The following is a 24,580-nucleotide window of genomic DNA, read 5'->3' as shown; positions in this document are numbered from 1 at the left end:
TCATTTGTAAAGCTGGAACACCCACCCTACATCACGGCGGCAAGCTTTTGCACGAACTGCTCCAGATAGCGCTGGTCGACGTCGTCGAACCGGCTTAGGCTCGGGCTGTCGATGTCCAGCACGCCGACGAGCTCGCCTCCCGCCACAATCGGGATCACGATCTCCGATTGTGAAGCGGCATCGCAGGCGATATGTCCTGGGAAGGCGTGGACATCCGGAACAAGCACCGTCTCCTTGCGCTCGGCAGACGTCCCGCAAACCCCTTTACCGAAAGGAATTCGCACGCAGGCCGGCAATCCCTGAAAAGGTCCCAATACGAGCTCTTTCCGTTCGATTTGCGTGTCCACCAAGTAAAACCCTACCCAGTTCACATCCTCCAGAAACTGTCCCAGCAAAGCGGACGCGTTCGCCAGATTCGCAATGCGGTTCGGTTCATCATGTATCAAAGCTTCAACTTGCCCGATCAGCAAGGTATATTGTTCTTCTCTCGTGCCACTATAGTTCGACTTCGTAAACATTGGTCATCATCCTCTTCTTCCTAGTCTATCTTTCATCATACCAAATGAATGGCTTTCCGCCAAAGGGTGTGAAAACAGAGGGAGGGTTGCTTGAGTTTGCAACAAAAAGGACAATCAGCTGATTTCAGCCGACTGTCCTGGTTAGATCTTATTTTTGCCCGTAATAAGCGTTCGCTCCGTGTTTTCTTAGGAAATGACGATCCAGCAAGGTTTGATCCATAGGCTGAATCGATGGGTTCAAGTTGTACGTACGATACGCGATCTTCGCAACCTCTTCCAAAACCACCGCGTTATGGACCGCATTATGCGCATCCTTGCCCCAACTAAAAGGCGCATGACAGTTCACAAGCACACTCGGCACCATGGCTGGATCTAATTCGCGGAACGTCTCAATGATGACATGGCCCGTCTCCAATTCGTAGGCTCCTTGTATCTCAGCCTCTGTCATGAGACGCGTGCACGGCACTTCACCGTAGAAGTAATCCGCATGCGTTGTCCCCAGTGCCGGGATGGCACGGCCAGCCTGCGCCCAGCTGGTAGCCCAAGGCGAATGTGTATGAACGATGCCGCCAATCGTTGGGAAAGCGCGATATAGGGCCAGATGCGTTGGCGTATCGGAAGATGGCTTCAATTTACCCTCGATAATGTTCCCCTGCAGATCAACGACGACGAGGTCTTCTGCTTTCAAATCCTCATAAGGTACGCCGCTTGGCTTAATAACGACGAGCCCCTGCTCCCGATCGATTCCGCTGACATTGCCCCATGTAAAAGTAACCAGCCGATATTTGGGTAGATCTAAATTGGCCTCCAAAACTTGCTGTCTCAATTGATCAAGCATCTGAGCTCAACACCTTCCGATAAAATGTATATGATAACTCCATTATACACTTGTACGTACATGTTAGCTAGATGTTTTACAATTGGCAGACAAACAAATTAGCTTGTATGTACATCTTTTCCCATGCCTTTTAAGAATGAATAATAGAGAAAACGATCGTCTTCCCATCCGACTCCAAACGTGTTTCCACCGAGTAGTTGCCGATTTGTGTCGTTGTTGTTTCTAGAACACCTTTCGCTGCTGCACGCGCGCATGCATCTGTAAATTGGCGATTGAAAATGTCCGCATCATAGCCGAATAGGAAATCTGTGAACTTACGAATGCTCTCCGTATTACGGGCAAGCACCCCGTCCTCCAGTTGGACCGTTACTCCGTACGTTGCAAACTGTGGATCCAACCAGAGAGAAGCTTCATTGCTATTGCGCGCTTCCGCCGTTGCCCCGCTCAGCGATTGAGCTTTTGCCTCAGCATTCTTGAATAGGCGCAGCGTCGTCTCTACCAAATCGTAATTCGTTCCGCGCAGTTTGCCCGCCTCTTCCATTACTTCGTACGCTTGCAGCATACGCTCATCTGGGAAAACGAGCTTCTTATAGCTCCCATCCTTAGTTGGCACGACTTTGATGAAAGCTTCATTGTCGTTTTTCACGCTCACGCGCTTCGATTTCGTCTGGAGACGTGTAATAATTTGCAGCGCCTCAGCACGAGTCACATATTGGCCCACACCGAAGTAACCATTCGGATACCCTTCCATAATCCCTTTCGTCATCGACTCTCCGATAAACTTCTGCTGTCTGCTCGTTGCGCTCTGCAGATCACCGAAATGGGATGCAGCCGCAAGACTATACGTCTCGTCTTCTAAGTACTCGGTTTCCTTCAACAAATAGTACAAAATCTCTGCGACATCTTCCCGTTTCAAGGAAGCCTTATAGTCAGCGAATTGCCCTTTGCTAATAAAATGAAGATCACTAGCTAGATCCAAGTAAGGTTTAGCCCAGTAACCGACCGTATTCGGCTTAAACGTGAAGTCTCGGTAGTCCTGCTGTAAAATATTTTGATTACTCGCACTCAACGTTTGCAAGAAGCTTGTCTTCCACTTCCGTTCACCATTCGGGAACTTATCTGTGAAGGCTAGCAGGACAATTTTTACAAATTGGTCTGCCGTTACGGTCTCATCAGGTCGAAAGGTGCCGTCTGGAAATCCATCCAGCAAACCCTGCTGTACCATTTGAACGATCGTCTGCTCCGCCCAATGTCCCCCAATATCCTTAAATCCTCCTGCTGCTTCACTTTTACCTTGCAGGCTACCTATCGTTAATAGGCAACCGATTGTTGCTATCGTCAGCCATTTCATCCATCGTTTCATCGCTATTTTCTCCACTTCTGTCCAAATTTTCGGCACATACTTCCACCATCCTCTAGGATAAGCCTTCTACTAGTCTTTGAGAACATGCTTAAAAGCCCATTCATCCAAGCAGGACAAGCTCCCCATACTGGGACTATAGCCGTATGAAATACCAAAAAGACCCTGCCCTCTACTAGGTAGAAAGCAAGATCCGCTGTCTCGAATGTTGATTAACCTTTTATTTTCGCCACTGCTACCGCTTTGGCAGAGTTGTAATAACGCATCCAATCGACAATATACATCATTTTAGCTAGGTAATCGGGTGCACTCCCTTGTAAATGACTGTACTGCTCTTCTTGCAACAGTTGGTGCAGTTCGTAACCTTTAGCATAAAGGGTCTTGGTGAATGCTTCTTCCGTTTGGGGCTTGTGCAGATCCGTTCCTCGGGAAAGTTCAATTTCTTCAATAATTGTGCCGCGATAGTAAGGGTAAACATTCACCTGCAGGCCCATATCAATGTAAGCTAAACCTGTATATTCAAAAGGAAGCCAAATTAAATTCGTCTTCTTGTCTTCTAGCTTCACGGTGTACACTAAACCTAAGTTTAGTGCAATCGGCTGCGGATAATTACTTATTTGTCCGGATCGCAAATGATCTGCTATATGCTCAACGAAATTCATGCTGTTCTTCCTCTCCGAAGGATCTAGTCCTTCCTTCATATTGCGTGCTAAAGCGCTTTATTGTCAAGCTAGTCCGCATACGTTCCTCTTCTATTTAAATCTCTCTTCGTATCGTTCCAGTTTCTACTCCTACTTTTCTCTTTCCTAGGCACAATTTCCTGCCAACTACGACCTAGCTTATTAGCAAAACCATCCTTAGAATGATGGCATGAACCGAAGGAAGAACGAATACGCTCTGATGAGGCTCAAACGCTCGGCGGCTTACGAATGATATGGGTAAAGTTTCTATTGGAGTTGATGAACTTTTCGCGACTTCATGCGTCTATATAGGAGAGGTGAGAGAATTGGAAACGACCGGTGTCCATGTATTTGATTATTTGAAGTACATCGCAGAAACAACAGATCAGAAGGTGATCCTTCGTAATTTGATGGAAACCTACGGGAATGATGTGTGGAATTACGCATTTAGCATTTGTCGCAATAAAGATGCAGCCGACGACATTGCACAGGATGCTTTCTTAAAAGTATATCGCAATCTGACAACTTTCCGTGGTGAAGCTGCGGTCAAAACTTGGTTGCTTACCATAACTCGCAATACTGCTTATGATTATTTGCGCAAAGCTTTTTGGCGCAAGGTAACCCTTGTCGGCTTCGTCCAATCGGGAGGAACTGCCAACTCGGCAGAAACCGAAGCGGTCGAGAATTTATATGCAAGTGAAATTTGGCAAAAAGTCATGTCTTTATCCGCAAAATATAGAGAAATTTTAATCCTTCATGCGCATTATCAGATGACCACCAAAGAAATGGCAGCGATTCTAGCCATCTCGGAAGGAACGGTTAAATCCAGGCTTCACCACGCCAGACTTAAGGTTCTTAGTCTGAAGGAGCGTGAAGCGCTTGAAAACTCCTGAGCCGGATGACTTCCAGAAGCAATTGGAAGATGGCCCCCTTCAGCAGAAGGGGTTCACCTCCAAGCTTCAGCATGACATCGAGGAAACGATTCGACACAAGGAGCGAAACAAGTCCAAGGCGAAGCCTCTTCTCTGTGTCGCTGGTTTAGGTACTGTCTTAGCTGTCGTTCTTCTTTTCCCATGGCACACCATGCATACGCAAAGCGAAGCAGCTGCTCTCGAAGGGAAGCTAATGAGTGCGGCGGTAACGGTATCTACGCCTCCTCCTGCTCCCATTAATACAGCGCTGCTAATTGGACTGCGCACGGAGCATGAGCCTGCCAAAGGCGTCCCAGGACGTGCGCTATCCCCCCTTCGCTACAGCACCTATCGAACGATGCTCATAGCACCTGTTCGGGGGCAATTAGAGAAGACCTCCGAAGGAACAGGCATTCTGATGCCGTATAAGCAAAATTTTTGGAAAATCGACTCTCTCACGCAAACAACAAGCAAGGGTGAGTCTCATTATTTATCTGCTCATTTGGCGGATCAGCCAGTTAAGACTGAGCGCTTCACAAATCCAGAGGATCAAGAGTTCAATCGCGTTGAAACACTGTTGTTTGCAGGCAACCAATATGTCTCCATCGCAGAGTCCGAGGAGGCTTGGAATGGGAATGCACCTTATCATGCAGATCGCATCTGGGTGCGTACACTCCCACAGCTGAGGGAAGCACGCACCCTGCAATTCTACAAAAAGCCGGTGGACAAGAACCATGTGTCCATTATGGATGTCTTTGGCACAAGTTTGAATAATGAGCTTGCTTCAATGTCCAGAGTCGGAGACAATGCCCTTAGTGAGGTTTCTGGTCAGAGCTGGACGGTACAGCGTGAGCCCGGCAAGTGGGTAGGCAAAGTTGCCGAAACAACTCGCACTAGTGCGTCAGCACCAGATCGCTATGTGCTTCGCGATTTCCCTCGCGAGCTGCCGGATAAGGTCGTCAATCATGACGATATCTGCTGTTCCTGGAGCAATCTCAAGTCTTCGTGGCCGCAAGCCACAGATGCGCTAACGTCGCCGTTGGATGATATGCTCGTCATCTTTGAAGGGGATAAGCTCAAATTCTACTCCTACGGGCAGGCGCCCGGCAGTATTCCTCAACTTACCCTAGATCTACAACCTGGCGAGCAGCTCGTCATGGCACAATGGGCCACCGATCACTACGTCCAGGAATGGATCGACAAGGTTGGGCGCTATTTATCACCTGAGGCTGGGATCGTGAGCGCTAAAGGATCTGCGGGTCCTCAAGTGGAAGAGTATGCCAAGTCTCGCTAAACTGCAAAACCCGCTAAGTCGACATCGACCTAGCGGGTTTTATTGCGGTTTCGGCTGCTGCGCTGGCGGTTACCAGCCTTTGCGATCCCGTAAGCTTGTGATATGAGCTATATGATGATTGCCATGCCACGCGTAGTTGCCTACATGCCAATCCAATCGAATTGTATTCCCCGACTCGGGATGTACGAATGTGCGGGCAAACTGCTCATGCTGCATGTCGCGCAGAAGGATCATCCAACGGCTGTGCAGCGCGTCTAGCAGTGCAAGCGACAGCTCTACAGGCGCGGACTTCCCGTCGCTAAGCTCCGCCCAGCGATCCTCGTAATACGGCCGAATCGTCGGCTTGTCTTCTGTCAGTGCCAATTTGAACCGTATGTAGCTGTTCATATGGCTGTCTGCGACGTGATGCACCACCTGACGCAGCGTCCACCCTCCAGGGCGATACGGCGTGTCCAGCTGCTCGTCCGAGAGCCCCGCGACGGCTTCACGCAATCTGCTTGGTATCAACTCGATGTCATCCATCCATGCGCGGAGTTGTGACTCCGACACCTCACCTTCGTGCTCAAACAATCCGATCGGGAAGCGTAATTTATCCATGTGACCATCCTCCTTGGTTGCTATTAAGTAAAAATTATTTTATTTTTTTAATTACTAAGGCTGAATTGTCAGGATTATTTAGTATTAAATCCCTTGTTCCTGTATTAAAAAAAACTCTACGCTGATCTCCGTCACAACCTTTCACTTCATAAAAGTAGCCATTTGTATAACCAGCAATCCATGAACCCACACGATATTCGTAAATGTTTTCAATTGTATAAGAGCATTTAAATTTATTGAAATATTCTTCTACAGCGGTTCTTCCCTTCTTTTTGTCTAGTTTATATATTAAATGGCCGTACATTATATAAGAGACAGGCAATAAAATTACTAATAGCAAAATAATAAAAGTTATGTTTGTTTTCCTCATCAAACACCTCTGTTTCACTAGTAGTTTGCAAATTAACATTTATTGAATTTTCATTGTAAGCCACACATCCCCTACTCCCCTGCGCTCAAACCCTGTCTACCCTATAGCAACTAAGCTTTGTACGCATCCATAAAGCCCTGAACAAAACGGGGATCCCACTGGGTCCCCTTTCCTTCCGCGAGAATGGCCATCGCCTTCTCGACAGGCATTCCCTTCCGATAAGGCCGATCGGACGTCATCGCATCAAACGCATCCGCTACCGCAATGATGCGGCCGAACACAGGGATATCCTGGCCCTTCAGGCCATCCGGATATCCAGCGCCATCGTAGCGCTCGTGATGCGAGCGCACGCCTGGAAGCAAAGGAGCCATCGCCTCAGCAGGCTCAATTTGCTTCAAAATCGACTCACCGAGATCCGGGTGAAGCTTGATCTGCTCGAACTCCTCTTCGGTTAATCGGCCATCCTTGAGTAAGACCGCATCGCGCACGCCGATTTTGCCGATATCGTGGAGCAGCGCTGTTTTGTTCAACCAATCGAGCTCCTGCTCGCTCAGGTCCACTGCTCGTCCGATCAGCAAGGAGTACTTGGCAACGCGCGTTGAATGCCCTGCCGTGTAGGCATCTCGAGCATCGAGAGCTGCTGCAAGTGTAGCGTAATAGCTCTGGAGGAGCTGATTATTCATTTTTTCACGGGCATCGAGCCCTTTCACCATATGGTTAAAGCCCGCAAACAACCTCGAAAACTCATCCGAGTATAAGTCAGAGGCCCTTACTTTAAGATCACCTGATTGAACTTGCTTCATCACGCGATGTAAATCCTCAATCGGCTGTTGAATATCACTGGCCAGCATGCGAGCACCTAAGGAGGAGAAACCGACGCCAAGCAGCAGAATTATCGCCGCCCATTTCCAATAATCCGCGATCAGCTGCGAGGAATCCACGCTTGTGCTCAACCGAATTTGCGTTGCTAAGCTAAAAAGAAAAAGCGGCATCGTGCCAATCAGAAACGCACTAAGCTGAAACTTTCGCTGAATCGACACAATGACGCGTCCATCCAACGAGACGTCTTCCCCATAAAGCCGCTGACCCAGCTCGCGTATATGTATCAGCATAGGCCTAATGGCTTGCGCCGTCGTAAAAAACTCAAGCAAAGCATGCATACTAGCAATCAATACGGCCCCTATGCCCGCCAGCCCGACATAAAAAGCAGGCAGCGTCAACCAACCCCACGCAATCCCTACGCTTGCTATGGTCATAGCAGGAATAGATAGCCCCAGAAAGTGCGGCCCCATGATCCGCATCACCGACAACGCAGGAAAGCGATGTGTCTGTAAGTAGGCCGCACGAATCGTCGCCAGAGACGGCGTCTCCTGACCTATCATTTTGCGTATAGGCCTAATGTGCCTTCTAAACACCACAAACTCGGCAAGCATCATCACGCATAACGAAGAAATCATGATAATAAAAACACGAAACATTTCAACGCCTGAAATCGTGAGCGTCGTCGAAATAATAACCCCGCCTACAACAAGCACTGCAATCCCCGAACCCATCATATAATTTCGCAACAGATCACGCAGAAACTATCCTCACTGCGAAGTACCCTCGCATCACCACTATTGTACCGTAATCTGGCAATGTTCGCTCGATAACTCTATTAGAATCGACTAGCTTGCTAGCTATTCTGGCAAAAGAAAAGCCACACTCTATAGTTCAGAGTGTGGCTTGGGTTGTTTGGCGCGTGTCTGGGGCTTTAAGGCCCTTTCAGGGTCTTAAAGTCGGTCGCGGGGCAACATCCCTACCCCTCCCGCTTCAACGTCGGGTCAGCATCCGTCCCGAGAAACGCGCGGGCCAAATCGGTCACGCTTTTGCCCGTGAGCGTCTGAGTGATTTCCGGCACCTGCGCGATCATTTTGGCGATATCGCCGGTGATGCGATTCACGCCGGACGTCGAACCGTCCTGCGAGATAACGGTGATTTTGTCCACGTTGCTTAGCGGTGCCGCAATTTTCTCCGCCAGCTCCGGCAGGATGCGGAGAATTTCCACCGTCACCGCAGCCTGCGTGTACTGCTTGTAGGCCTCGGCTTTTTTCTCCAGCGCCTCCGCTTCCGCAAGCCCCGCTAGACGCACGACCTCGGCGTTCGCCTTCCCTTTGGCAAGCTCCGCTTCCGCCGTGGCTTCGCCGCGCTTTCTCGTCGACTCCGCATCCGCTTCGGCTTCAAGAATTTGCCGCTGCTTGCTCACCTCGGCGCGCATGATAGCCGCCAGCTTCTCCGCTTCGGCTGGCTTAATGACCGAAGCCTCGAGCTCCTTCTGCTTCAGCTCGACCTCGATTTGGCGAACGGTTTTATTCGCCTCTGCTTCCATCTGACGGATACGTACCTGTTCCGTCACGAGCAGCTGTTGAATTTGCTTTTGCTTCAATTCATAGGCCAAATCTGCTTCCGCCTGACGACTCGTCGTCTCCTGCTTGAACTCGGCTTCCTTCATGCTGAGCTCCTTGCGGTACTGAGCCTCCTTCGCCGACGCGGCACTCTCTGCTTCAATCGTCAACTGATGCGCTTCCGCCTTGCGAATGGCCGACTCCTTCTCCGTATCCGCCTTCCGAATTTGAATATCTCGCTCCACTTCAGCTTTGGCAATGCTAGCGCTTTTGCGAATCCGCTCTACCTCAGGTACACCCAAGTTCTCGATGTAGCCCTGATCATCCGCTACCCGCTTCAGCACGAAGGAAATGAGGTTGAGCCCCATTTTATCCAGATCCTCAGAACACGTCTCCCTCATCTTGCTGTTAAGCTCATCAGGATTCTTGAGAATGGATTCTACCGTCAATTGCCCGACTAACCCCCGTAAATGTCCTTCTACGGAATGCAAAATCATCGCTTCCCGCTCCGCCATCGTATGATCGAGAAATTGCTCAGAGGCGGTTGCGATCGCGATGGGATCACTCTGGATTTTGATCTGAGCCACAGCTTCGATTTTGAGACGAATACCTTGCAGCGAGAACATCGGCTGATCTGGTTTCACATCAAAACTCGTAAGCATCATGGAGATCGTTTTGTAGCTCTGAAAGCCTGGGATCACGAACGTCCCCCCGCCTTGCACAACCCTTTTGCCCCCTAAACCGTACACGATCATTGCTTCATTCGGCGGCACTTTCTTATACGCTTTGACAATCGAAGCCAGTAAGATAAAAACAACAGCCACAATAGCAACTACCATGATAAGCACAGAATACATCATATTTGCCGTACCTCCCCATCATTCAAATTCACTAAATTCCGTCACCGTTGCAACACCCTTGCTCATGTTCAAAATAACAACCTTCGTCCCTTTCGCCAGGGACTCTCCGTTCTCGGAACGAACACTGATGGAGCGTGTGGTTCCTTGGAGCACATAGACCATTTCACCAATACCTTTTCTGATAATCGGAACTGTAAGCTTTCCCAACTGACCGCTGAGCTCAAAATCGCTCTCCTTCATGCTGTCATCGTGCTTATAAATGACCTTGGCGTACAAAAGAAAGAAGAGCCACGCCATCATAATTCCGGCAGCAATGGCAAGGAGAAGAATGAGTAAACCACTCGTCATGCCAACCTTGTTAAGGATGTACCCCATGCCCCCGAACACCGTCAGGCCCGCGAGCAGCGAGGACATATTGAACCAAGATGGGCCGCTATGCCCGTGTCCATGCGTACCGCCCGCATCGCCGTGCAGCTCGAAGCTGTCCACACCGAAGATTGTGATGAGCAACGTAAGTACAAGTCCTACAAAAAAACAAACAATAAACAACGTTAACATCGGCTTTACCTCCCACATAAATATAGACGAAATTGGTAATAAAAGGTTTCGCTTCATGTTTGTACAAAAAAATCCACCTACTTTAAGTTAAGTAGGTGGATTTTTGACTCTATATTAGTTTATAAATTCTGCAAACTGTAAGAACCTTTTTAACATAACTGTTGCTTGAGCTCTCGTCGCACTGTCTTTAGGTCCAAACGATTGATCTGTCAGTCCATTGACTATATTAGCTGCAAGTGATTGCACCACTGCCGATGTTGCCCATGCGCTGATTGAGCTGCTATCAACAAAACTAGACAACTTGTCTTGAGCCAGTGTTGACTTTACATCTTTACCTGAAAGCTTCAACGCCCGAGAAATCATCACGGCCATTTGCTCTCTTGTAATGTCCGCATTAGGAGCGAATTCCCCAGCACTGTTTCCTTCAACAAGTCCTAATTTAGCTGCTGTACCCACAGCGCCTGCAAACCAATCATCACTTTTTACATCTGTAAAAGAAGCGGATGACTTCGGATCTGGACTTAAAGCTAATGCGGTTACCAGCATAGATGCGAATTGTGCACGTGTTACACGTTGATCAGGTGCAAAAGTGGTTTCGCTCATTCCTTGTACAACGAACTTGGAAGCTAGCAATTCAATGTCCGCTTTCGCCCAGTGTGTGCTGATATCACTAAATGATTTGTCTAACTTTACTAGCGTGTACATGCTGTTATGCGGCGACTTGATGGTGATTTCACTTTTGCCATTAACATGTGACACTACTGCAGGAATGAATGTCATTTTACCTGTTACCGAGTCGAATGAAACAACGGTTGCATCGCCATCTACCGTAGCTGGTACGATAATTTTCCGTTCCACATAGGTGCCTGAGAAATCATTCAATTCTACCTTCGTAGAACCTGACTCTGCTGTAATTGTAAATTCAATCGGATTTGCGATTAACGTTTGGATCGTTGGATTCGCTTGTTGAAGTGCTTGATATGACTTCTCCGAAGCCTGCGTCACGGAAATCGTCACTTTCACATCTTTAAGATCCTTATTTAATTGATTCGCGATGTCTTTGAAAATGCTAACGGGCACCTGATACGTACCGGCATCAGACTGAATGGAAATAACGATGTTCGAGTTCGCTTTCATCGCTTCCACCAAAGATGCTGCTGGGATATCGATTTTGGCCCCAGCTTGTGTGCCTGTCGCATCCAATGTGATGGTTTGGTGGTCGTTATCGTTGCCTTTGATCACATCAAGAGCCTTTGTAAATACATCCGAATCCAGTTGTACGCGCGAAACCTCTTTACCATCAGTGCCTTTTTCTTTCGTAAGATACTTGCTTGTATCCACCGTGGCACCGTCATCGGATGGTTTCGGTGAATTGTCCATGAAAAACCCACCGCCGCCAGGAGGTTTAGCAGCTGCTTTTAATTCCGCTATCTTAGCAATAGCATTCGTCAGTTTGGTTTGATTCTCTGAACTTACAAACGCCTTTTGAGCTGTAGTAAGTAGATCAAACGCTGCTTTAGCTGCATTTACAGCTGTTTCATTAGCTACCACTAAGCTTGAAGTAGCTGGCAGAGCTGTGATTTTGGCTGTTACGGCCGCAGCCGCATTAGCATCTAGCGTTCCTGCTGGCAGAATATTAATAGTTCGTTCAGTTGAGTAATTGTCAATCATGTTACCAGAGAATATATATGGATAATTATAAATACTGTTTACTGAAAGTGACATTGCAGCACTAAATCCACTTCCTCCCCATAGCGGTAATCTAATTTCATTGGACCCGCTTGAAGAAGACATTTTTAGTACATATTGTTCATTAGGGTCTAAAGCTTTATTTAGTACAAGTGATAGTAATTGCGGTCGTACATAACTGTCCCCAGTACTAGTTACTGCAGTTGCAGTTGTAGTTGCAATAGCGCCACCACCGCCTCCGCTACCATTTACTACTGAAGTATTAGTAACTACTTCATTAGAAAAAGAAGGGTTATGAGTCAAGTTGGTAATACCAACTTCGGATTGATCTGAAACTTTTATAAGCTTTAAATCAGAACCAATCAAATTTGCATTTTGAATAGTCGTTGTATTATGTGCCCCCACTCCGTACAACGGCCAACTATCGTAGGGAAAGTCTATATCCAAACGATTTCCAGTACCATTTGTGGGTGTAAACCTTACAATTTCTTCATTAGGTGCGTACCAATGACCTGCATCTAAATTCGTAAACATGATTGGCAAGGTTGTAAAATTACCACTCATATTTACCTCTGGGTGATATACTTGAGCAAAGAGACCATCATAGTCAACATATGCAGCATTATTAGAAACATAAGATGTCAGTTGGAAGATTTTATTCTGCGAATTCGTAACCGTTACTGAATAATTATTATCTGGCAAATCGAAATAATATTCTAATCGCTTCCCTACATAGTTATAGTCATATTGATTGGCGTTGATTCGGTAACGGCCAAGTTCTGATTGGCCCTTGATTTCTTGATTCGTATACGTAAAACTTTCAACAACAACACCATCTGCATTTTTAACATCAAACCTTGTGTTTGCTTCCGCGACGCCGTTAAAATTAACGACACCTGTGTAGTGATAGGCATCTGGTTCCGTTGCAGCTACGAGTGTAACCTTCTCACTAAGCGCCGATTCATTACCAAGTACGTCCGTTACGCTCAATTGAAATTCCACAGGCTCACTATTAAGCTCATAGGATGTATTCCATTGAGTTGGAATATAACCACCAGTAGACCAACCACCCGGTTTTCCATTCCGATATTCTTTGATACCATCGAGAAGCGGCTGATTAAGCAAGTCCCAATTAATTCTCCAGCTCCCATGATCAAAAGTTGCCACAAGACCAGTAGGCGGAGTAGGAGTAACATTACCTCCACTATAGTTATAAACATTACTACTCACATTATTTATCGTTGAGTAAACAGGGGTGATCCCCTCATACACAACGGCTGTAACAGGCTTAAGTCCTTTAAGCGAATCGCTTCCCAAGCCGTTCAACTCATAATAATAGCCAGTCCCAAACATCCTTGTAAAGTTTATACTACTTGGAGTTACTGGCTTTGTCCCATATGTAGCATCATTTACACTTACCGATAACGCCGCCTTGTCCGAATAAATATACCCATACACCGTACCAGACACAGGATCAAACTGTAGATTAAACAAACTAGCTGCAGATGCTATAATTGGGGTAAATATATTTACCAAAAGTAATAGCACTAGCGCAGCAGAGGCTCTTTCCTTTAGCCGCCTAGTTAACTTGCTTTTTAATTTCAAAATACTTCCTCCTCAGGTAGTGTTTCCTATCGATGATTACCTACTAATAATAAGAGAAAATGGAAAATTCAACAATACCAAAGTCCTATCCATTATAATGAAAATATAGGAACATAGCCTCGAATTTCGCTTAATTTGACAAGATGGAGTGAATATACCGATTGTGAATCAAATAAAAAAACAAAACTTATCTACAAGCACACGAAACTGGCACTCCTCTATTTCACTTGTCCTGATGTTTACATTCCTATTTATTTCTCTATTCTGGCATGGGCTACTATTTAAACCAGAGTACTTAATGCTAGGAGGTTGCCTCTACATATCTGCAGCAGCAATTATTTTTAAAGGTAGAATGCCTTCTCATGCTGTATTTTACGGCTTAGCCGCTTTTGTTTGTTTGAACTTTTTACTTACTTTACCTGCTATTAATCAACAAGACTCACTGGCAACATCATTTCGAATTGCAATCGCTATACCTCTATTCATTATCTCGGCTCAGCTTACCAAAGAACATAGAAATGTTCTGATTAAAATGTTCGTCTACCTATGTGCTGCATGGGTTATCTGCGGTGTTCTCATTGACCAATTTCGAGATGGGCGTTTCGAAGGACCTTTGGAATATGCTAATGCCTGGGGGATATTACTATTAACCGCTTTTATCATGTCCACGATGCTAGCCGCTCTAGAAAACAAAATCCGATACATCTGGCTTTGTTCCCTCCTAACATCAGGAGTCATTCTGACAGGGTCTCGGACTGTTCTACTTCTTTTTATTATTGTTACTCCGCTTCAATATCTAGCCTTTGGAAAAGGAAATAGAAAAGCCATTTTCCTTGTTGCTGTAGCTGTTGGCGCCGGAATTGCCAGTGCTATATCATTTTCATCATCCAAATGGGCATATATATGCTCTGTTCTCGTCGTTGCTTTATTTATGCATTTCATCCCTAAAATGCGGGATAGAACTATACTCCTAACAATAATTACTACTCTCTTAGTACTAGCTGGAGCATTGATCTACGCAAATAATGATATGGCTCTAAATCGTTTGACTCAAATAAGCCCTCATGTCTCTGAATGGACTACACGTATCGGCTACTACCATGACGCTTGGTTAATGATTATGGACTCTCCTCTACTAGGTTATGGCGGTGGCGCTTGGAACATCTTACAGTACCGCTATCAAACGGCTGCATACACTGTCCTCTATTTACATAATCATTGGTTAGAGACATGGATTGAGACCGGAATTATCGGCGTGCTGCTATTCTTATCAATTGTTTTCCTGTTTATTTGGAAAGCTCTATCTTCCTATCTTAAATCAAGTGGTTCTACGAGAATTTGGGTTGTAAGTTGCCTTTCTGCATTCGGTTGCCTTTTGGTTCATAGTATAGTTGATTTTACATTCAACTTTCCTTTGCTATTTGGTTTATGGGTCGTTTTTGGCGTATTATGTCACACGCAATTGGAAGAGTCCAAATCTACCAGCGATGTAAAAAAAACAAAAAGACTTATAAACATGCTTGTCTCACTGGTCTTTCTCTTATTTTCGTTAGCTTTTATCCGTCTGAGTATGTCAGAAGCGTTTGCTGCACAATCGGAACACACAACTAGTGACACGAAAGCCATTCAACTTCTTGAACGCAGCGCAACTCTTACCTTTGTACCAACAGATCAACACTACAAAATAGCTTATCACTTATTAAAGGATTACCTAGAAACGCATCGTTTAACGAGTCTTAACCGCGCAGCAAACGAAATTAACAACGCTTTTTCTATGAATCCTCAGGATGTTCATGTGTTATTCCTTCGATGCCAAATCAACTACGCGCAAGGGAATAAAGAAGAAGCAACAATTGAGCTTCAGAAGCTTAAGCAGCAGTTCCCCTTCCGGGCAGACATTCAAACGGAACTTGAGAAATGGGAGCGTACTCGTTAATTGAAAGCGACCAGCCTCAAAGGAAATTCGCCGCACAGCGCATCCTTCTAATACTTCTTGCGTATAATCATTCGATGACTTATCGTTAATTCTATTAAAACTAAGGAGTAGATTATCCCATGCACACAAAAAAATGGACTTGGTTAATTTCGGCAGCAATGGTAATCATGATGTTGACACTAACGGGTTGTCAATCAATACAAGGCTTGGAACTGGGAAAAGCCATTCAAAATGGCGCGAGCGTGAAGTCGTCCGAGTCCAAAGGCACACTGCAGCTTGAACTTGTTCCTGGCGATACCTCAAAGCTGACAGCTGAAGAAAAAGCAGCACTTGCTGCCCTGCAAAATGTAAAGGTCGAGCTTGCTGTAAAAACGCAAGATAGCCAACACACGTCCGTGGACGGAACAATTGTTTACAGCAAAGGCACGATTCCATTCAACGTTGCTACTGAAGGAACGAAGATAAACCTAAACATTCAAGGCGCACAAAAGCCGATCGTAATTGATCTTTTAGGCGGCGCGAATATTTCATTCTTATCGTTTCTGCCAAAAGCGATCCAAGAACAATTCGGCAACAAACTACTTGAGATTAAACCAGCACTCATCGGTCTTATTTTAGGCAATTCACCTGACCCATCTCGTCTTTCGATTACTCCGGCCACAGATAAAGTGAATGGCGAGTCGCTTCCTTTGCAAAAAGCCCATGTAGAGCTTAGCGGCACGGAGTTGGCTTCCCTTCTGCAAAATCTGCTTGCTAACGTTCTTGCGGACGAAGCTGGCCTCAAAGAAGTGCTTAGCCAGTTGTACGATGCGCTTTCCCCTGTAATTCAAGAGCAAATTAAAGCGGGAGATACGAGCATTACGCTTAAACTTTTAACGAATAAGGATCTGACACTTGGCTTCGTGTATTCCCCAATCCACACTTATCTAGCGGGATTAGCCGAATCCATAGATCCAACCAAAGATATGTTTAGTTCGAATGCTTCACTTCAAGCGGATGTTTACATCGATGCCGATAAGCAAGTTCGTAAACAAAGTTTAGCGATCAACATGCCGCTTACAGAGTCAAAAAATGGCGCTTCCGCGATGAAGATTTCCTATGTGAGTGAATCTTGGAATTTGAATAAACCAGTTACGGCGAGCACAGTTAATACGTCTGGTGCACTTCAGCTTAAGTTAGACGCTACTGCGATATATAGGATACTTGCTAATCAAGATAAGCAATCCACTTTGTACAAAATGCTTAAAGACGATCTGAAAGTAACGAAAAAAGATGTCAATATGGCTACCGACGGATCAGGTGCCACGGAAGATGCGCCGCAACCATTTATTGATGCGAATGGCAAAACGATGGTTCCTGTACGCTTCGTCTCCGAAACACTTGGCGCTGAAGTCGGTTGGAACGGCGAGCTGCGTCAGGTGACAATTACGGATTTTGTTACTGGGAAAACGATTCTTTTAACGCTGGATAGCAAAAACGCAACAGTTAATGGCGCATTTGTTCCTGAACTAGAAAGCGCGGCTACACTTTCCAACAGCTCAACTTACGTACCAATTCGCTTCATTGCTGAACAGCTTGGCTGTATCGTATCCTTCAATGACGAAACACGTGTCGTGACGATCCACCGCGACTAGAACAGAAATAACCCATAGGCGATCACCCTTTTCGAACAGCTGAATAGTCTAGTAGTGAACCTAGGCAAAAAGCCTGCTGCAAGACGCAGTCGTACGAGAAGGAGTGATCGTTTTATGTATACAAATCCTATGCAACCCCATGGGCATCAAGGCCATCATGGACAGCAAGGGCCTCATGTTGTGTATCAAGCAGAACCTAATTGGCAGCACATGATGAAGCAAAAAAGAGACGGCATCATGCACGCGATTCATCCGCATATTGGCCGTAAGGTCCGTATCACCACGATCGATGGGCATACGCATGAAGGTGTCCTAATTAATGCTGATGGTCACCACGTGTATCTTCATGTAGACCATCATGGTCACGGACATAACCCGCACCACAGACCGATTTATACACCAGCGCAATATAACCAAATTATTACGCTCGTACTCTTTGAACTATTGGTCATTCTTCTGCTTGCCTAATCAAAAAGCTCGCTCCTCAAGGCCCTCAATGGCCAAGCGGAGCGAGCTTTTCTACTATTGCTGGATGAACCGTTGGTAGGAAGCTTGGCATTCCGTGTAGAGCTTTTCCTCGTCAGCCCCCGTCAACTTCCCGTCCCTCACGACCATTCTGCCATTCACAATGGTGTAATCAACTCCTCGCTTGAGCCCAACCGTCCCCAGCCATGACTTGGCATCCGTATGCGTTCCTACGGCGTCCATATGATCGACACGCACCATGAACAAGTCAGCCGATTTCCCTATCTCCAGGGAACCAATATCCGATCTGCCCAAGATCTCAGCCCCGCCTCGCGTTGCTACTTTGAGCAAATCATAGCCCGTTGGCGCCTGTGCGCTGGATTGCAGTCTGTGTAACAGATAGGACACACGAAGCTCTTCCAGCAGATTCGAGCCATCGTTAGACGCACTGCCGTCAACAGCTAGGCCAACAGGAATGCCCATCTCCAGCATTTCAGGGACTCTAGCAATGCCAGAGGCAAGCTTCATATTGGAAATCGGACAGTGTGCGATACCTGTCTTGGTCTGTGCGAGCAGCTTCATTTCGGCATCGTTGAAATGAATGCCATGCGCGTACCACACATCCGAGCCTAACCAGCCTAGGCTCTCCATGTAGGCGAGCGGCCGCATGCCAAATCGTTCGAGCGTGTAAGCCTCCTCGTTCTTCGTTTCGGCCAGATGCGTATGCAGGCGCACACCCTTCGCTCTGGCGAGCTTTGCAGATTCCAACAGGATATCTGCGGACACGCTGAACGGCGAGCAAGGCGCGAGCACCACCTGCCGCATCGAGCCTGCGCTGGCGTCGTGATAGAGATCAATCAGCCGCTCGCTGTCCGCGAGGATCGTGCGGATGTCTTGCACGACGCTCATCGGCGGCAGACCGCCTTGGTCTTTGCCTAACGTCATCGACCCGCGTGATGCTACGAAACGGATCCCTAAGCGCTCCGCCGCTTCGAACTGTTTATCGATGAAGTGGGCGCTATTTTGCTCAGGAAATACATAATGATGGTCAAAAACGGTTGTACAACCGTTTTTCATAAGGTCGGCGATACCTGTAAGCGAGCTATGGTAAACAGCGTCAGGCGTCAGGCCTTTCCAAATCTCGTAGAGATAGCGCAGCCAGTCGAACAGTTCGAGCTTCTGCACCTGCGGCAGATTGCGTGTGAACGTTTGATACAAGTGATGATGGACATTAATGAGACCAGGGTATACGAACATGCTGGATGCATCAATGATTTGGGTGGAGGCATCCTTCGGAGACAACCCCTTCCCTATATCGACGATTTGGTTCCCTTCAATTAGCAGATCAGCCTGCTCCAGCACACGATCTTCTTGGTCCACAGTAACGATCGCTTTGGCATTGCGGATTAAAATTGAACTCATTTTTCGGCCTCCTAAAATAGAATAAAGGAACCAAAAAAATCCTAACCACAAACACAATATACGCATATATTGTGTTCGTAGTTAGGATTTAGGTTCCCAGTAGAGCCCCCGAACCGAATTATCGAGGTTATACGAACTATGAAATTGTCGCGAAGCATTTGTTAAATTTAGGAATAGTATAGAGCACCAGCTAAGGAAACGTCAATAGGTACCGCAATCTGAAAATAACTCTGATGTTTTTTCTGAAAAGTGGAATAAGCTTCCCTAATAATGGATATATTATCAAAGCTGCGTTAATGACTTACAAGCTCTCCGGAACAATCTGATTCCGCTGATGAGAAGCGCAGGCACAAATTATTGTTGGAGGTTTATGAACACATGGAAACTGGTACGGTGAAATGGTTTAACGCAGAAAAAGGGTTTGGCTTTATCGAAATGGAAGGCGGCAATGACGTTTTCGTTCATTTCAGCGCCATTACCGGGGAAGGTTTCAAAAGCTTGGATGAAGGCCAACGTGTGCAATTTGAAGTTGTTCAAGGTAACCGCGGACCGCAAGCTGAAAATGTAGTCAAGCTGTAGTCCTTCATCACATATTGCTTTAACTGCTTGCGCGTCAGAGTCAATTATGACAAGGAGGAGTTCGATTGTACTTTTCAAAAAAATCATTGGAACCAGTACCGGAGGAACAAACCAGCATCTGGACCTGCAGCACTGAACAGTGCTCTTGCTGGATGAGAGATAACTTTTCATTCGCGGATAGTCCCGCATGTCCGATTTGCAATTCATCCATGGTCAAGGATTTAAAGATGCTCCCCACCTTATCGAACACAAGCAGCAGGCGATGAATCCGGCATAAAGCCCCGTGTCTCCTTCAATTGGAGACACGGGGCTTTTATCTTGATTGAGATACTTACAGCGTGATTCCTCTTATAAAAAAGGTGGCTGGAATCCATTGGCTTGATACATCAACAGGGTATCGTCCTCTTTCATGGCCGGTGTGGCTAACACGAGGATTTTCCCCCATTCCAGTTCATTTAGGAGTCTGGCCGCCTCCGCTTCTGGCACGCCGAGCGCCATGATTTTCGCTTTCAGCTCCTCGCCGCGTGATCGGAAGAGATTGGCGATCGACGTGAACAATCCTTCTTCGGCCATCGAAATCTGCTCTGCCCCTGTAAACTCTGCGACGTAATCGGTACCTTCAGCACTGTGTGTCAGAACATAAATATGATCCTTTTTAAAGCCTTCGTTATGCAATTGGTGTACTTTGTTTTGCGTATCTTCAAGACTGGATGTCACACTTACTCTGGTATACGTACTCATGGTAATTCCTCCTCGTCAATGGGGTTTTATAGGGTGAATCTGTGTTACCTCGAGTTAGATTCTACGTTCTAGACGCCTCGGCGTCTGCCAAAAATGAAAGAAACAACGAACATAATCAGGAAGACGAAGAACAAAATTTTGGCGATGCCTACTGCCGTTGAGACAATCCCAAAGAATCCAAAAACACCTGCAACTAGCGCAATAATGAGAAATATCATAGCCCATCCTAACATATCCAACACCTCTCTCTTCCTCTTCAGATAATGTTCATCTTGCTATGCTATCTATTACCCATCTCAGTTAGGAATGAAACATTACTTGGTATTAAAAACGGAACGAGGAGGGAATGCTTTCGAAACTGCAAGCAAAAACCCACCTTCATGGAGAAGGTGGGTTCGGTTAGTTCTGCTCTGCTACGATTACTTACGATAAATACGTTCTTGCGGAACGAAATCATCATAGTGCATCCCTTCAGGCACATATAGAATATACTCTTTCTTACCGAGGCCTATAAAACCCTGCGGGGTCAAGCTGCTATAAAATAGGCTGTGCACCTGCTGCTGCAGCTTCTGATCGAAGTAGATCATCACATTCCGGCAAAGGATGACGTGGAACTCGTTAAAGGAACCATCCGTCACCAGGTTATGTTGGGCAAACATCATATTTTCTTTCATCTGTGGTTTAAAATACGCATACTGATGATCCGTTGTATAATACTCCGAGAATGCTCTGGAGCCACCGGATTCCAAATAGTTTTTGGTATACAGCTGCATTTGCTTCAGTGGAAAAGCCCCTCTTTGCGCTGTTTCAATGGCTTGCTCATTCATGTCAGTGGCGTAAATTTTCGTCTTCTCCGCCAAACCTTCTTCTTGCATAAGGATCGCCATGGCATACGCTTCTTCACCTGTGGCACAACCCGCATGCCATATGCGAATCTCTGGATATTCCCGAAGCTCAGGCACTACACGGGTCCGAAAGGCATGGAAGAAACTCGGATCTCTGAACATTTCCGTGACGCGAATCGACATGTCACCCAGTAGTTTATCTACGAAGTGCGGCTCATGCAGCACTTTTTCCAGGAGCGCTGTAATCGTCGGCAGCTTCTCCATTTTCATACGATTCAGAATGCGCCTGCACAGAGAGGAGCGTACATAATGACGGAAATCAAATCCGTACATTTGATACAAGCCCTCCAGAAGCAGATTGATCTCAATATTTTGCCTCTCATCGTTAGGCAGCTCTTCCAACTCACTCAATCCATCCTGAGATTCGCGTGTCAATGCTTCTTCACCTGCTTCGTCAGCCATACTCGCATAAGCGAGAAGAGCTGTTCCATCTGCAGCGGCTTCGTAATATAGTCCGACGCTCCCGCTTCTAGACATCTCTCTTTCTCACTCTTCATGGCTTTCGCTGTCAATGCAATAATCGGCAAGTGACGTAACTCCAACCCTTCCCGTATCTCCTTCATGGCCTCGTAGCCACCCATAACCGGCATCATAATATCCATTAATACTAAATCGAAATCTGGTTTCACGCTCAAGATATCGATGGCTTCTTTACCATTCTCGGCAATAACTACCGCAACACCTTTTATTTCCAACGCGCTAACCAGCGCGAATACGTTACGGGCATCATCATCGACTAGCAACACTTTCTTGCCTTCGAACAGCTGGGAATCCGCGTGGATTGGCACATCTATGGTTGGATCTTCCTCACTAAAAAAGTCACTCCGCGAGGATGTCACTTCCCTAAATTGAGAATCGCGCTCACTCGAAGCGGCAATCTGATCTTGTGCATAGGCATCGCTATTTTGGATAAGGTCTTCTTTGCCATTCGGTATATACAAAGTGAACGTACTGCCTACATGCAGCTCGCTTTTAACAACAATCGTGCCGCCAAGTAATCGTGTAAACTCGCGGCAGATCGATAGACCCAGACCTGTCCCGCCATACTGCCGATTGGTTGTACCATCCACTTGTTGGAAGGCTTCAAAAATAATGTGTTGCTTATCAATAGGAATGCCGATTCCTGTATCTTTGATCGAAATTGCAAGGACCGTTTCCTCTGGATCACAATGCAGAAGTTCTTTAATACGCACTGACTCCGCGAGAGCAATACGCATAGAAACAGAGCCTTTTTCAGTAAATTTAAAAGCATTCGACAACAGGTTCTTCAAAATTTGCTGCAACCGGTGGCCATCTGTCATGATGACGGACGGCACATCTGGCTCAAGTATAATCTCGAATTCAAGCGCCTTCTTAGCGGCCACAGGGGCAAACATAAGCTCCATAGACTGCGGAAGTTCCGTCACATTCACTTCATCTTGCATAATCTCTATTTTGCCAGCTTCCACCTTGGATAAATCCAGAATATCGTCAATGAGAGAAAGCAAATCATGACCCGCCGCATTCACCACACGCGAATATTCCACAACTTCGGACATAGGCATGTCTCCGTTACTCTCAGCTAGCATTTGCGAAAGAATCATAATGCTATTCAATGGTGTTCGCAATTCATGAGACATATTGGCTAAGAAGTCGGATTTGTACTGCGAACTTGTCTTTAACTTCAACGCATACTCTTCGAGTTCGTCCTTGGCTCTCTCGAGCTCCGTAGCTTTCTGTTCGGCAAAATGGTTCTGCTCCTCCAGAAACTCATTCGTCATCCGCAGCTGCTCCTGTTGCATTTGAAGCTCTTCTGACTGCGTCTGAAGCTCCTCGGATTGAGCTTGCAGCTCCTCCGTCAAAATTTGAGATTCGGAAAGGAGTCGTTCCACTTCCATTCGGCTGCGCACACTCGTAATCGCTGTTCCGAACTTCTCTTGCAAGGAATCTACCAAAGTCAGATGCCTCGACTGAAATTGCTGAAGGGAGGCTAACTCAATAACGGCTTCTGTTCTTCCATCTACAAGAATCGGTGCCACAAGTAAGCTGCGAGGCGTTGAAGCCCCTAACCCCGAGGTTATTTTCACATGATTATCAGGCAGATTATCCATCAGGAATATCCGTTTATCGACCGCACACTGTCCAACCAAGCCTTCACCTAATTGAAAGCTAGAAGTGGCTTGATGCTGTCCGGAGGCGGCATACCCTGCAATTTTCACATAAGAAGCTTGGCTTTCCTCGTTCTGCCGCAGATAGATAACGCCGTAGCTGGCATCCAGCATAGGTGCAAGCTTATGAATAAAGGCTTCACTCAGCACGGTTATATCACGTATGCCTTGATAAAGGGTAGAAACCTCTGCAATACCGGATTGAATCCAGCTCTGCTTCTCCAAATTGGCCAATAACCCATTGGTAGCTTCAGCCAGCACACGGATTTCGTCATTCGTGCTCACTTCAATCCGAGAGGCTAGATTCCCCTCCGAAGCCGTAATATCACGAATTTTTTGCGTAACTTGTTTAATGGTGTTCGTTATCGAATTAGACAGAATGAAGGCCACGATGACGGCAATAATTGAAATTAGGCCTAAAACAGTAAAAAGAACAACTTTAAGATTATAGTTGCTTTGGGCGATTTGCTGGACTCTTTGGGAGGTAAGCTTCTTCTCCGTGAGGAGGAAGGCGTCAAATTGCGTCCGCAGCTGATCCATCACTTTTTTGCCTGCATTCTGCTTAAAATATTCATTGATTGCAGCCGTACTATTTTCCTTTTTCATACGGATGACATTGTCCCCGCCACTTTTCAACCAGGTCTGAATCGTCTCTTTCATCGCCTCCAAGCTTTGCACTTGAGGGGGATTATCACTGACAAGTTGATGAATTTTATTATACGTCTCCTGCCAGTTCCGACTGCCTGCGTTATATGGCTCCAGATACTGCTCATCACCTGTGATAACATAGCCGCGTATGCCCGTTTCCATATCGAGCATGTTTTTCTGTAAGTTATTCAGTTGATCATGCACTTCCATATCATGGGAAGAAATAAAGCTAACTTCGTTCTGCAGATCTGTTACTCTACTACTCACAACTAATAGCGATATGCCAAGACAAATAAGGATTGCTACATAACCCAGTATAATTTTAGGTTTTATCATAAGTTGGATGGAATTAAACATAGTTAGTGCCTCCTGGTACAGTTGGTAGCAAATGTAATTTCACATTATACTAACCTACTATACCACATTTACCGCATCTAGC

General features: G+C 46.3%; 22 protein-coding genes and 1 riboswitch. Of the genes, 7 read left to right on the top strand and 15 right to left on the bottom strand.

Annotated elements, in window-relative coordinates; genetic code table 11:
* Window positions 1-26: 26 nt before the first annotated feature.
* The 4 genes from AC58QO_RS25650 to AC58QO_RS25635 all read right to left on the bottom strand — a co-directional run bounded on the left by AC58QO_RS25650 (window position 27) and on the right by AC58QO_RS25635 (window position 3,378).
* Window positions 27-518: a GAF domain-containing protein gene (locus tag AC58QO_RS25650; protein ID WP_497270544.1), complete on the bottom strand. Its 492-nt coding sequence runs from the start codon at window positions 516-518 to the stop codon at window positions 27-29.
* Between the two features lie 148 nt (window positions 519-666).
* On the bottom strand, window positions 667-1,356 hold the full coding sequence (araD, locus tag AC58QO_RS25645; RefSeq protein WP_497270542.1) for an L-ribulose-5-phosphate 4-epimerase: 690 nt from the start codon (window positions 1,354-1,356) through the stop codon (window positions 667-669).
* 130 nt (window positions 1,357-1,486) lie between these two features.
* Window positions 1,487-2,755: an S-layer homology domain-containing protein gene (locus AC58QO_RS25640; protein ID WP_497270540.1), complete on the bottom strand. Its 1,269-nt coding sequence runs from the start codon at window positions 2,753-2,755 to the stop codon at window positions 1,487-1,489.
* A gap of 173 nt (window positions 2,756-2,928) precedes the next feature.
* Window positions 2,929-3,378 (bottom strand): hypothetical protein, encoded by a 450-nt coding sequence (locus tag AC58QO_RS25635; protein ID WP_497270538.1) that lies wholly within the window; start codon window positions 3,376-3,378, stop codon window positions 2,929-2,931.
* A gap of 344 nt (window positions 3,379-3,722) precedes the next feature.
* Between AC58QO_RS25635 and AC58QO_RS25630 the strand changes: the two genes are divergently transcribed.
* Together AC58QO_RS25630 and AC58QO_RS25625 are read left to right on the top strand one after the other, a co-directional pair.
* Window positions 3,723-4,289, top strand: a complete 567-nt coding sequence (locus AC58QO_RS25630) for an RNA polymerase sigma factor (protein ID WP_497270536.1) — start codon at window positions 3,723-3,725, stop codon at window positions 4,287-4,289.
* Window positions 4,276-5,601 carry a hypothetical protein gene (locus tag AC58QO_RS25625; protein ID WP_497270534.1) on the top strand — a complete coding sequence of 442 codons (1,326 nt, stop codon included), beginning with the start codon at window positions 4,276-4,278 and terminating at the stop codon, window positions 5,599-5,601. Before AC58QO_RS25630 ends, AC58QO_RS25625 begins: the two co-directional genes overlap by 14 nt.
* 69 nt (window positions 5,602-5,670) lie before the next feature.
* On the opposite strand, the gene AC58QO_RS25620 is transcribed toward AC58QO_RS25625, so the two are convergent.
* The 6 genes from AC58QO_RS25620 to AC58QO_RS25595 all read right to left on the bottom strand — a co-directional run bounded on the left by AC58QO_RS25620 (window position 5,671) and on the right by AC58QO_RS25595 (window position 13,664).
* Window positions 5,671-6,198 carry a YfiT family bacillithiol transferase gene (locus tag AC58QO_RS25620; protein ID WP_497270532.1) on the bottom strand — a complete coding sequence of 176 codons (528 nt, stop codon included), beginning with the start codon at window positions 6,196-6,198 and terminating at the stop codon, window positions 5,671-5,673.
* A gap of 34 nt (window positions 6,199-6,232) precedes the next feature.
* Window positions 6,233-6,568 (bottom strand): hypothetical protein, encoded by a 336-nt coding sequence (locus AC58QO_RS25615; protein ID WP_497270530.1) that lies wholly within the window; start codon window positions 6,566-6,568, stop codon window positions 6,233-6,235.
* 110 nt (window positions 6,569-6,678) lie between these two features.
* Window positions 6,679-8,124, bottom strand: coding sequence for an HD domain-containing phosphohydrolase (locus AC58QO_RS25610; protein ID WP_497270528.1), 1,446 nt, complete (start codon window positions 8,122-8,124; stop codon window positions 6,679-6,681).
* Window positions 8,125-8,366: 242 nt separating this feature from the next.
* Window positions 8,367-9,812: a flotillin family protein gene (locus tag AC58QO_RS25605; protein ID WP_497270526.1), complete on the bottom strand. Its 1,446-nt coding sequence runs from the start codon at window positions 9,810-9,812 to the stop codon at window positions 8,367-8,369.
* A gap of 18 nt (window positions 9,813-9,830) precedes the next feature.
* Complete coding sequence (locus tag AC58QO_RS25600; RefSeq protein ID WP_497270524.1) at window positions 9,831-10,370, bottom strand: NfeD family membrane protein; 540 nt, start codon at window positions 10,368-10,370, stop codon at window positions 9,831-9,833.
* 114 nt (window positions 10,371-10,484) lie between these two features.
* Window positions 10,485-13,664 carry an S-layer homology domain-containing protein gene (locus AC58QO_RS25595; RefSeq protein WP_497270522.1) on the bottom strand — a complete coding sequence of 1,060 codons (3,180 nt, stop codon included), beginning with the start codon at window positions 13,662-13,664 and terminating at the stop codon, window positions 10,485-10,487.
* Between the two features lie 163 nt (window positions 13,665-13,827).
* Here AC58QO_RS25595 and AC58QO_RS25590 point away from each other — a divergent pair, with 163 nt between their 5' ends.
* The 3 genes from AC58QO_RS25590 to AC58QO_RS25580 all read left to right on the top strand — a co-directional run bounded on the left by AC58QO_RS25590 (window position 13,828) and on the right by AC58QO_RS25580 (window position 17,702).
* Entirely contained in the window at window positions 13,828-15,600 is a 1,773-nt protein-coding gene (locus tag AC58QO_RS25590; RefSeq protein ID WP_497270520.1) for an O-antigen ligase family protein, read from the top strand.
* Between the two features lie 119 nt (window positions 15,601-15,719).
* A complete protein-coding gene (locus AC58QO_RS25585) occupies window positions 15,720-17,234 on the top strand; it encodes a copper amine oxidase N-terminal domain-containing protein (protein ID WP_497270518.1) in 1,515 nt (504 codons plus the stop codon).
* Window positions 17,235-17,348: 114 nt separating this feature from the next.
* The gene (locus AC58QO_RS25580) at window positions 17,349-17,702 is read left to right on the top strand and encodes a hypothetical protein (RefSeq protein ID WP_497270516.1); all 354 of its coding nucleotides are present in this window, start codon (window positions 17,349-17,351) and stop codon (window positions 17,700-17,702) included.
* Window positions 17,703-17,756: 54 nt separating this feature from the next.
* Here AC58QO_RS25580 and AC58QO_RS25575 read toward each other — a convergent pair whose 3' ends face one another.
* Window positions 17,757-19,121 (bottom strand): 8-oxoguanine deaminase, encoded by a 1,365-nt coding sequence (locus tag AC58QO_RS25575; protein ID WP_497270514.1) that lies wholly within the window; start codon window positions 19,119-19,121, stop codon window positions 17,757-17,759.
* A 58-nt stretch (window positions 19,122-19,179) separates the two neighbouring features.
* Window positions 19,180-19,276: riboswitch (purine riboswitch) on the bottom strand.
* 223 nt (window positions 19,277-19,499) lie between these two features.
* On the opposite strand from AC58QO_RS25575, the gene AC58QO_RS25570 reads away from it, so the two are divergent.
* Window positions 19,500-19,700 (top strand): cold-shock protein, encoded by a 201-nt coding sequence (locus AC58QO_RS25570; protein ID WP_028555458.1) that lies wholly within the window; start codon window positions 19,500-19,502, stop codon window positions 19,698-19,700.
* A 65-nt stretch (window positions 19,701-19,765) separates the two neighbouring features.
* Entirely contained in the window at window positions 19,766-19,966 is a 201-nt protein-coding gene (locus tag AC58QO_RS25565) for a cold-shock protein (protein WP_082562262.1), read from the top strand.
* Between the two features lie 82 nt (window positions 19,967-20,048).
* On the opposite strand, the gene AC58QO_RS25560 is transcribed toward AC58QO_RS25565, so the two are convergent.
* The 4 genes from AC58QO_RS25560 to AC58QO_RS25545 all read right to left on the bottom strand — a co-directional run bounded on the left by AC58QO_RS25560 (window position 20,049) and on the right by AC58QO_RS25545 (window position 24,498).
* A complete protein-coding gene (locus AC58QO_RS25560) occupies window positions 20,049-20,441 on the bottom strand; it encodes a YflT domain-containing protein (RefSeq protein WP_497270512.1) in 393 nt (130 codons plus the stop codon).
* A gap of 68 nt (window positions 20,442-20,509) precedes the next feature.
* Window positions 20,510-20,674, bottom strand: coding sequence for a DUF1328 domain-containing protein (locus AC58QO_RS25555; RefSeq protein WP_497270756.1), 165 nt, complete (start codon window positions 20,672-20,674; stop codon window positions 20,510-20,512).
* A 186-nt stretch (window positions 20,675-20,860) separates the two neighbouring features.
* Complete coding sequence (locus tag AC58QO_RS25550) at window positions 20,861-21,748, bottom strand: CheR family methyltransferase (RefSeq protein WP_497270754.1); 888 nt, start codon at window positions 21,746-21,748, stop codon at window positions 20,861-20,863.
* A complete protein-coding gene (locus tag AC58QO_RS25545; RefSeq protein ID WP_497270510.1) occupies window positions 21,718-24,498 on the bottom strand; it encodes a CHASE3 domain-containing protein in 2,781 nt (926 codons plus the stop codon). Before AC58QO_RS25545 ends, AC58QO_RS25550 begins: the two co-directional genes overlap by 31 nt.
* Window positions 24,499-24,580 lie beyond the last annotated feature (82 nt).

Source organism: Paenibacillus sp. J31R30, from assembly GCF_059692115.1.
The sequence above is the reverse complement of the archived record's forward strand: the minus strand, read 5'-3'. Positions and strand labels throughout refer to the sequence as shown.

Bases quoted from the DNA above. Each gene is read 5' to 3' on its own strand.
- AC58QO_RS25650 (WP_497270544.1), bottom strand. From the start codon at position 518: ATGTTTACGAAGTCGAACTATAGTGGCACGAGAGAAGAACAATATACC.
- araD (WP_497270542.1), bottom strand. From the start codon at position 1,356: ATGCTTGATCAATTGAGACAGCAAGTTTTGGAGGCCAATTTAGATCTA.
- AC58QO_RS25635 (WP_497270538.1), bottom strand. From the start codon at position 3,378: ATGAATTTCGTTGAGCATATAGCAGATCATTTGCGATCCGGACAAATA.
- AC58QO_RS25620 (WP_497270532.1), bottom strand. From the start codon at position 6,198: ATGGATAAATTACGCTTCCCGATCGGATTGTTTGAGCACGAAGGTGAG.
- AC58QO_RS25615 (WP_497270530.1), bottom strand. From the start codon at position 6,568: ATGAGGAAAACAAACATAACTTTTATTATTTTGCTATTAGTAATTTTA.
- AC58QO_RS25610 (WP_497270528.1), bottom strand. From the start codon at position 8,124: ATGATGGGTTCGGGGATTGCAGTGCTTGTTGTAGGCGGGGTTATTATT.
- AC58QO_RS25605 (WP_497270526.1), bottom strand. From the start codon at position 9,812: ATGATGTATTCTGTGCTTATCATGGTAGTTGCTATTGTGGCTGTTGTT.
- AC58QO_RS25600 (WP_497270524.1), bottom strand. From the start codon at position 10,370: ATGTTAACGTTGTTTATTGTTTGTTTTTTTGTAGGACTTGTACTTACG.
- AC58QO_RS25585 (WP_497270518.1), top strand. From the start codon at position 15,720: ATGCACACAAAAAAATGGACTTGGTTAATTTCGGCAGCAATGGTAATC.
- AC58QO_RS25580 (WP_497270516.1), top strand. From the start codon at position 17,349: ATGTATACAAATCCTATGCAACCCCATGGGCATCAAGGCCATCATGGA.
- AC58QO_RS25575 (WP_497270514.1), bottom strand. From the start codon at position 19,121: ATGAGTTCAATTTTAATCCGCAATGCCAAAGCGATCGTTACTGTGGAC.
- AC58QO_RS25570 (WP_028555458.1), top strand. From the start codon at position 19,500: ATGGAAACTGGTACGGTGAAATGGTTTAACGCAGAAAAAGGGTTTGGC.
- AC58QO_RS25560 (WP_497270512.1), bottom strand. From the start codon at position 20,441: ATGAGTACGTATACCAGAGTAAGTGTGACATCCAGTCTTGAAGATACG.
- AC58QO_RS25555 (WP_497270756.1), bottom strand. From the start codon at position 20,674: ATGTTAGGATGGGCTATGATATTTCTCATTATTGCGCTAGTTGCAGGT.
- AC58QO_RS25550 (WP_497270754.1), bottom strand. From the start codon at position 21,748: ATGGCTGACGAAGCAGGTGAAGAAGCATTGACACGCGAATCTCAGGAT.
- AC58QO_RS25545 (WP_497270510.1), bottom strand. From the start codon at position 24,498: ATGTTTAATTCCATCCAACTTATGATAAAACCTAAAATTATACTGGGT.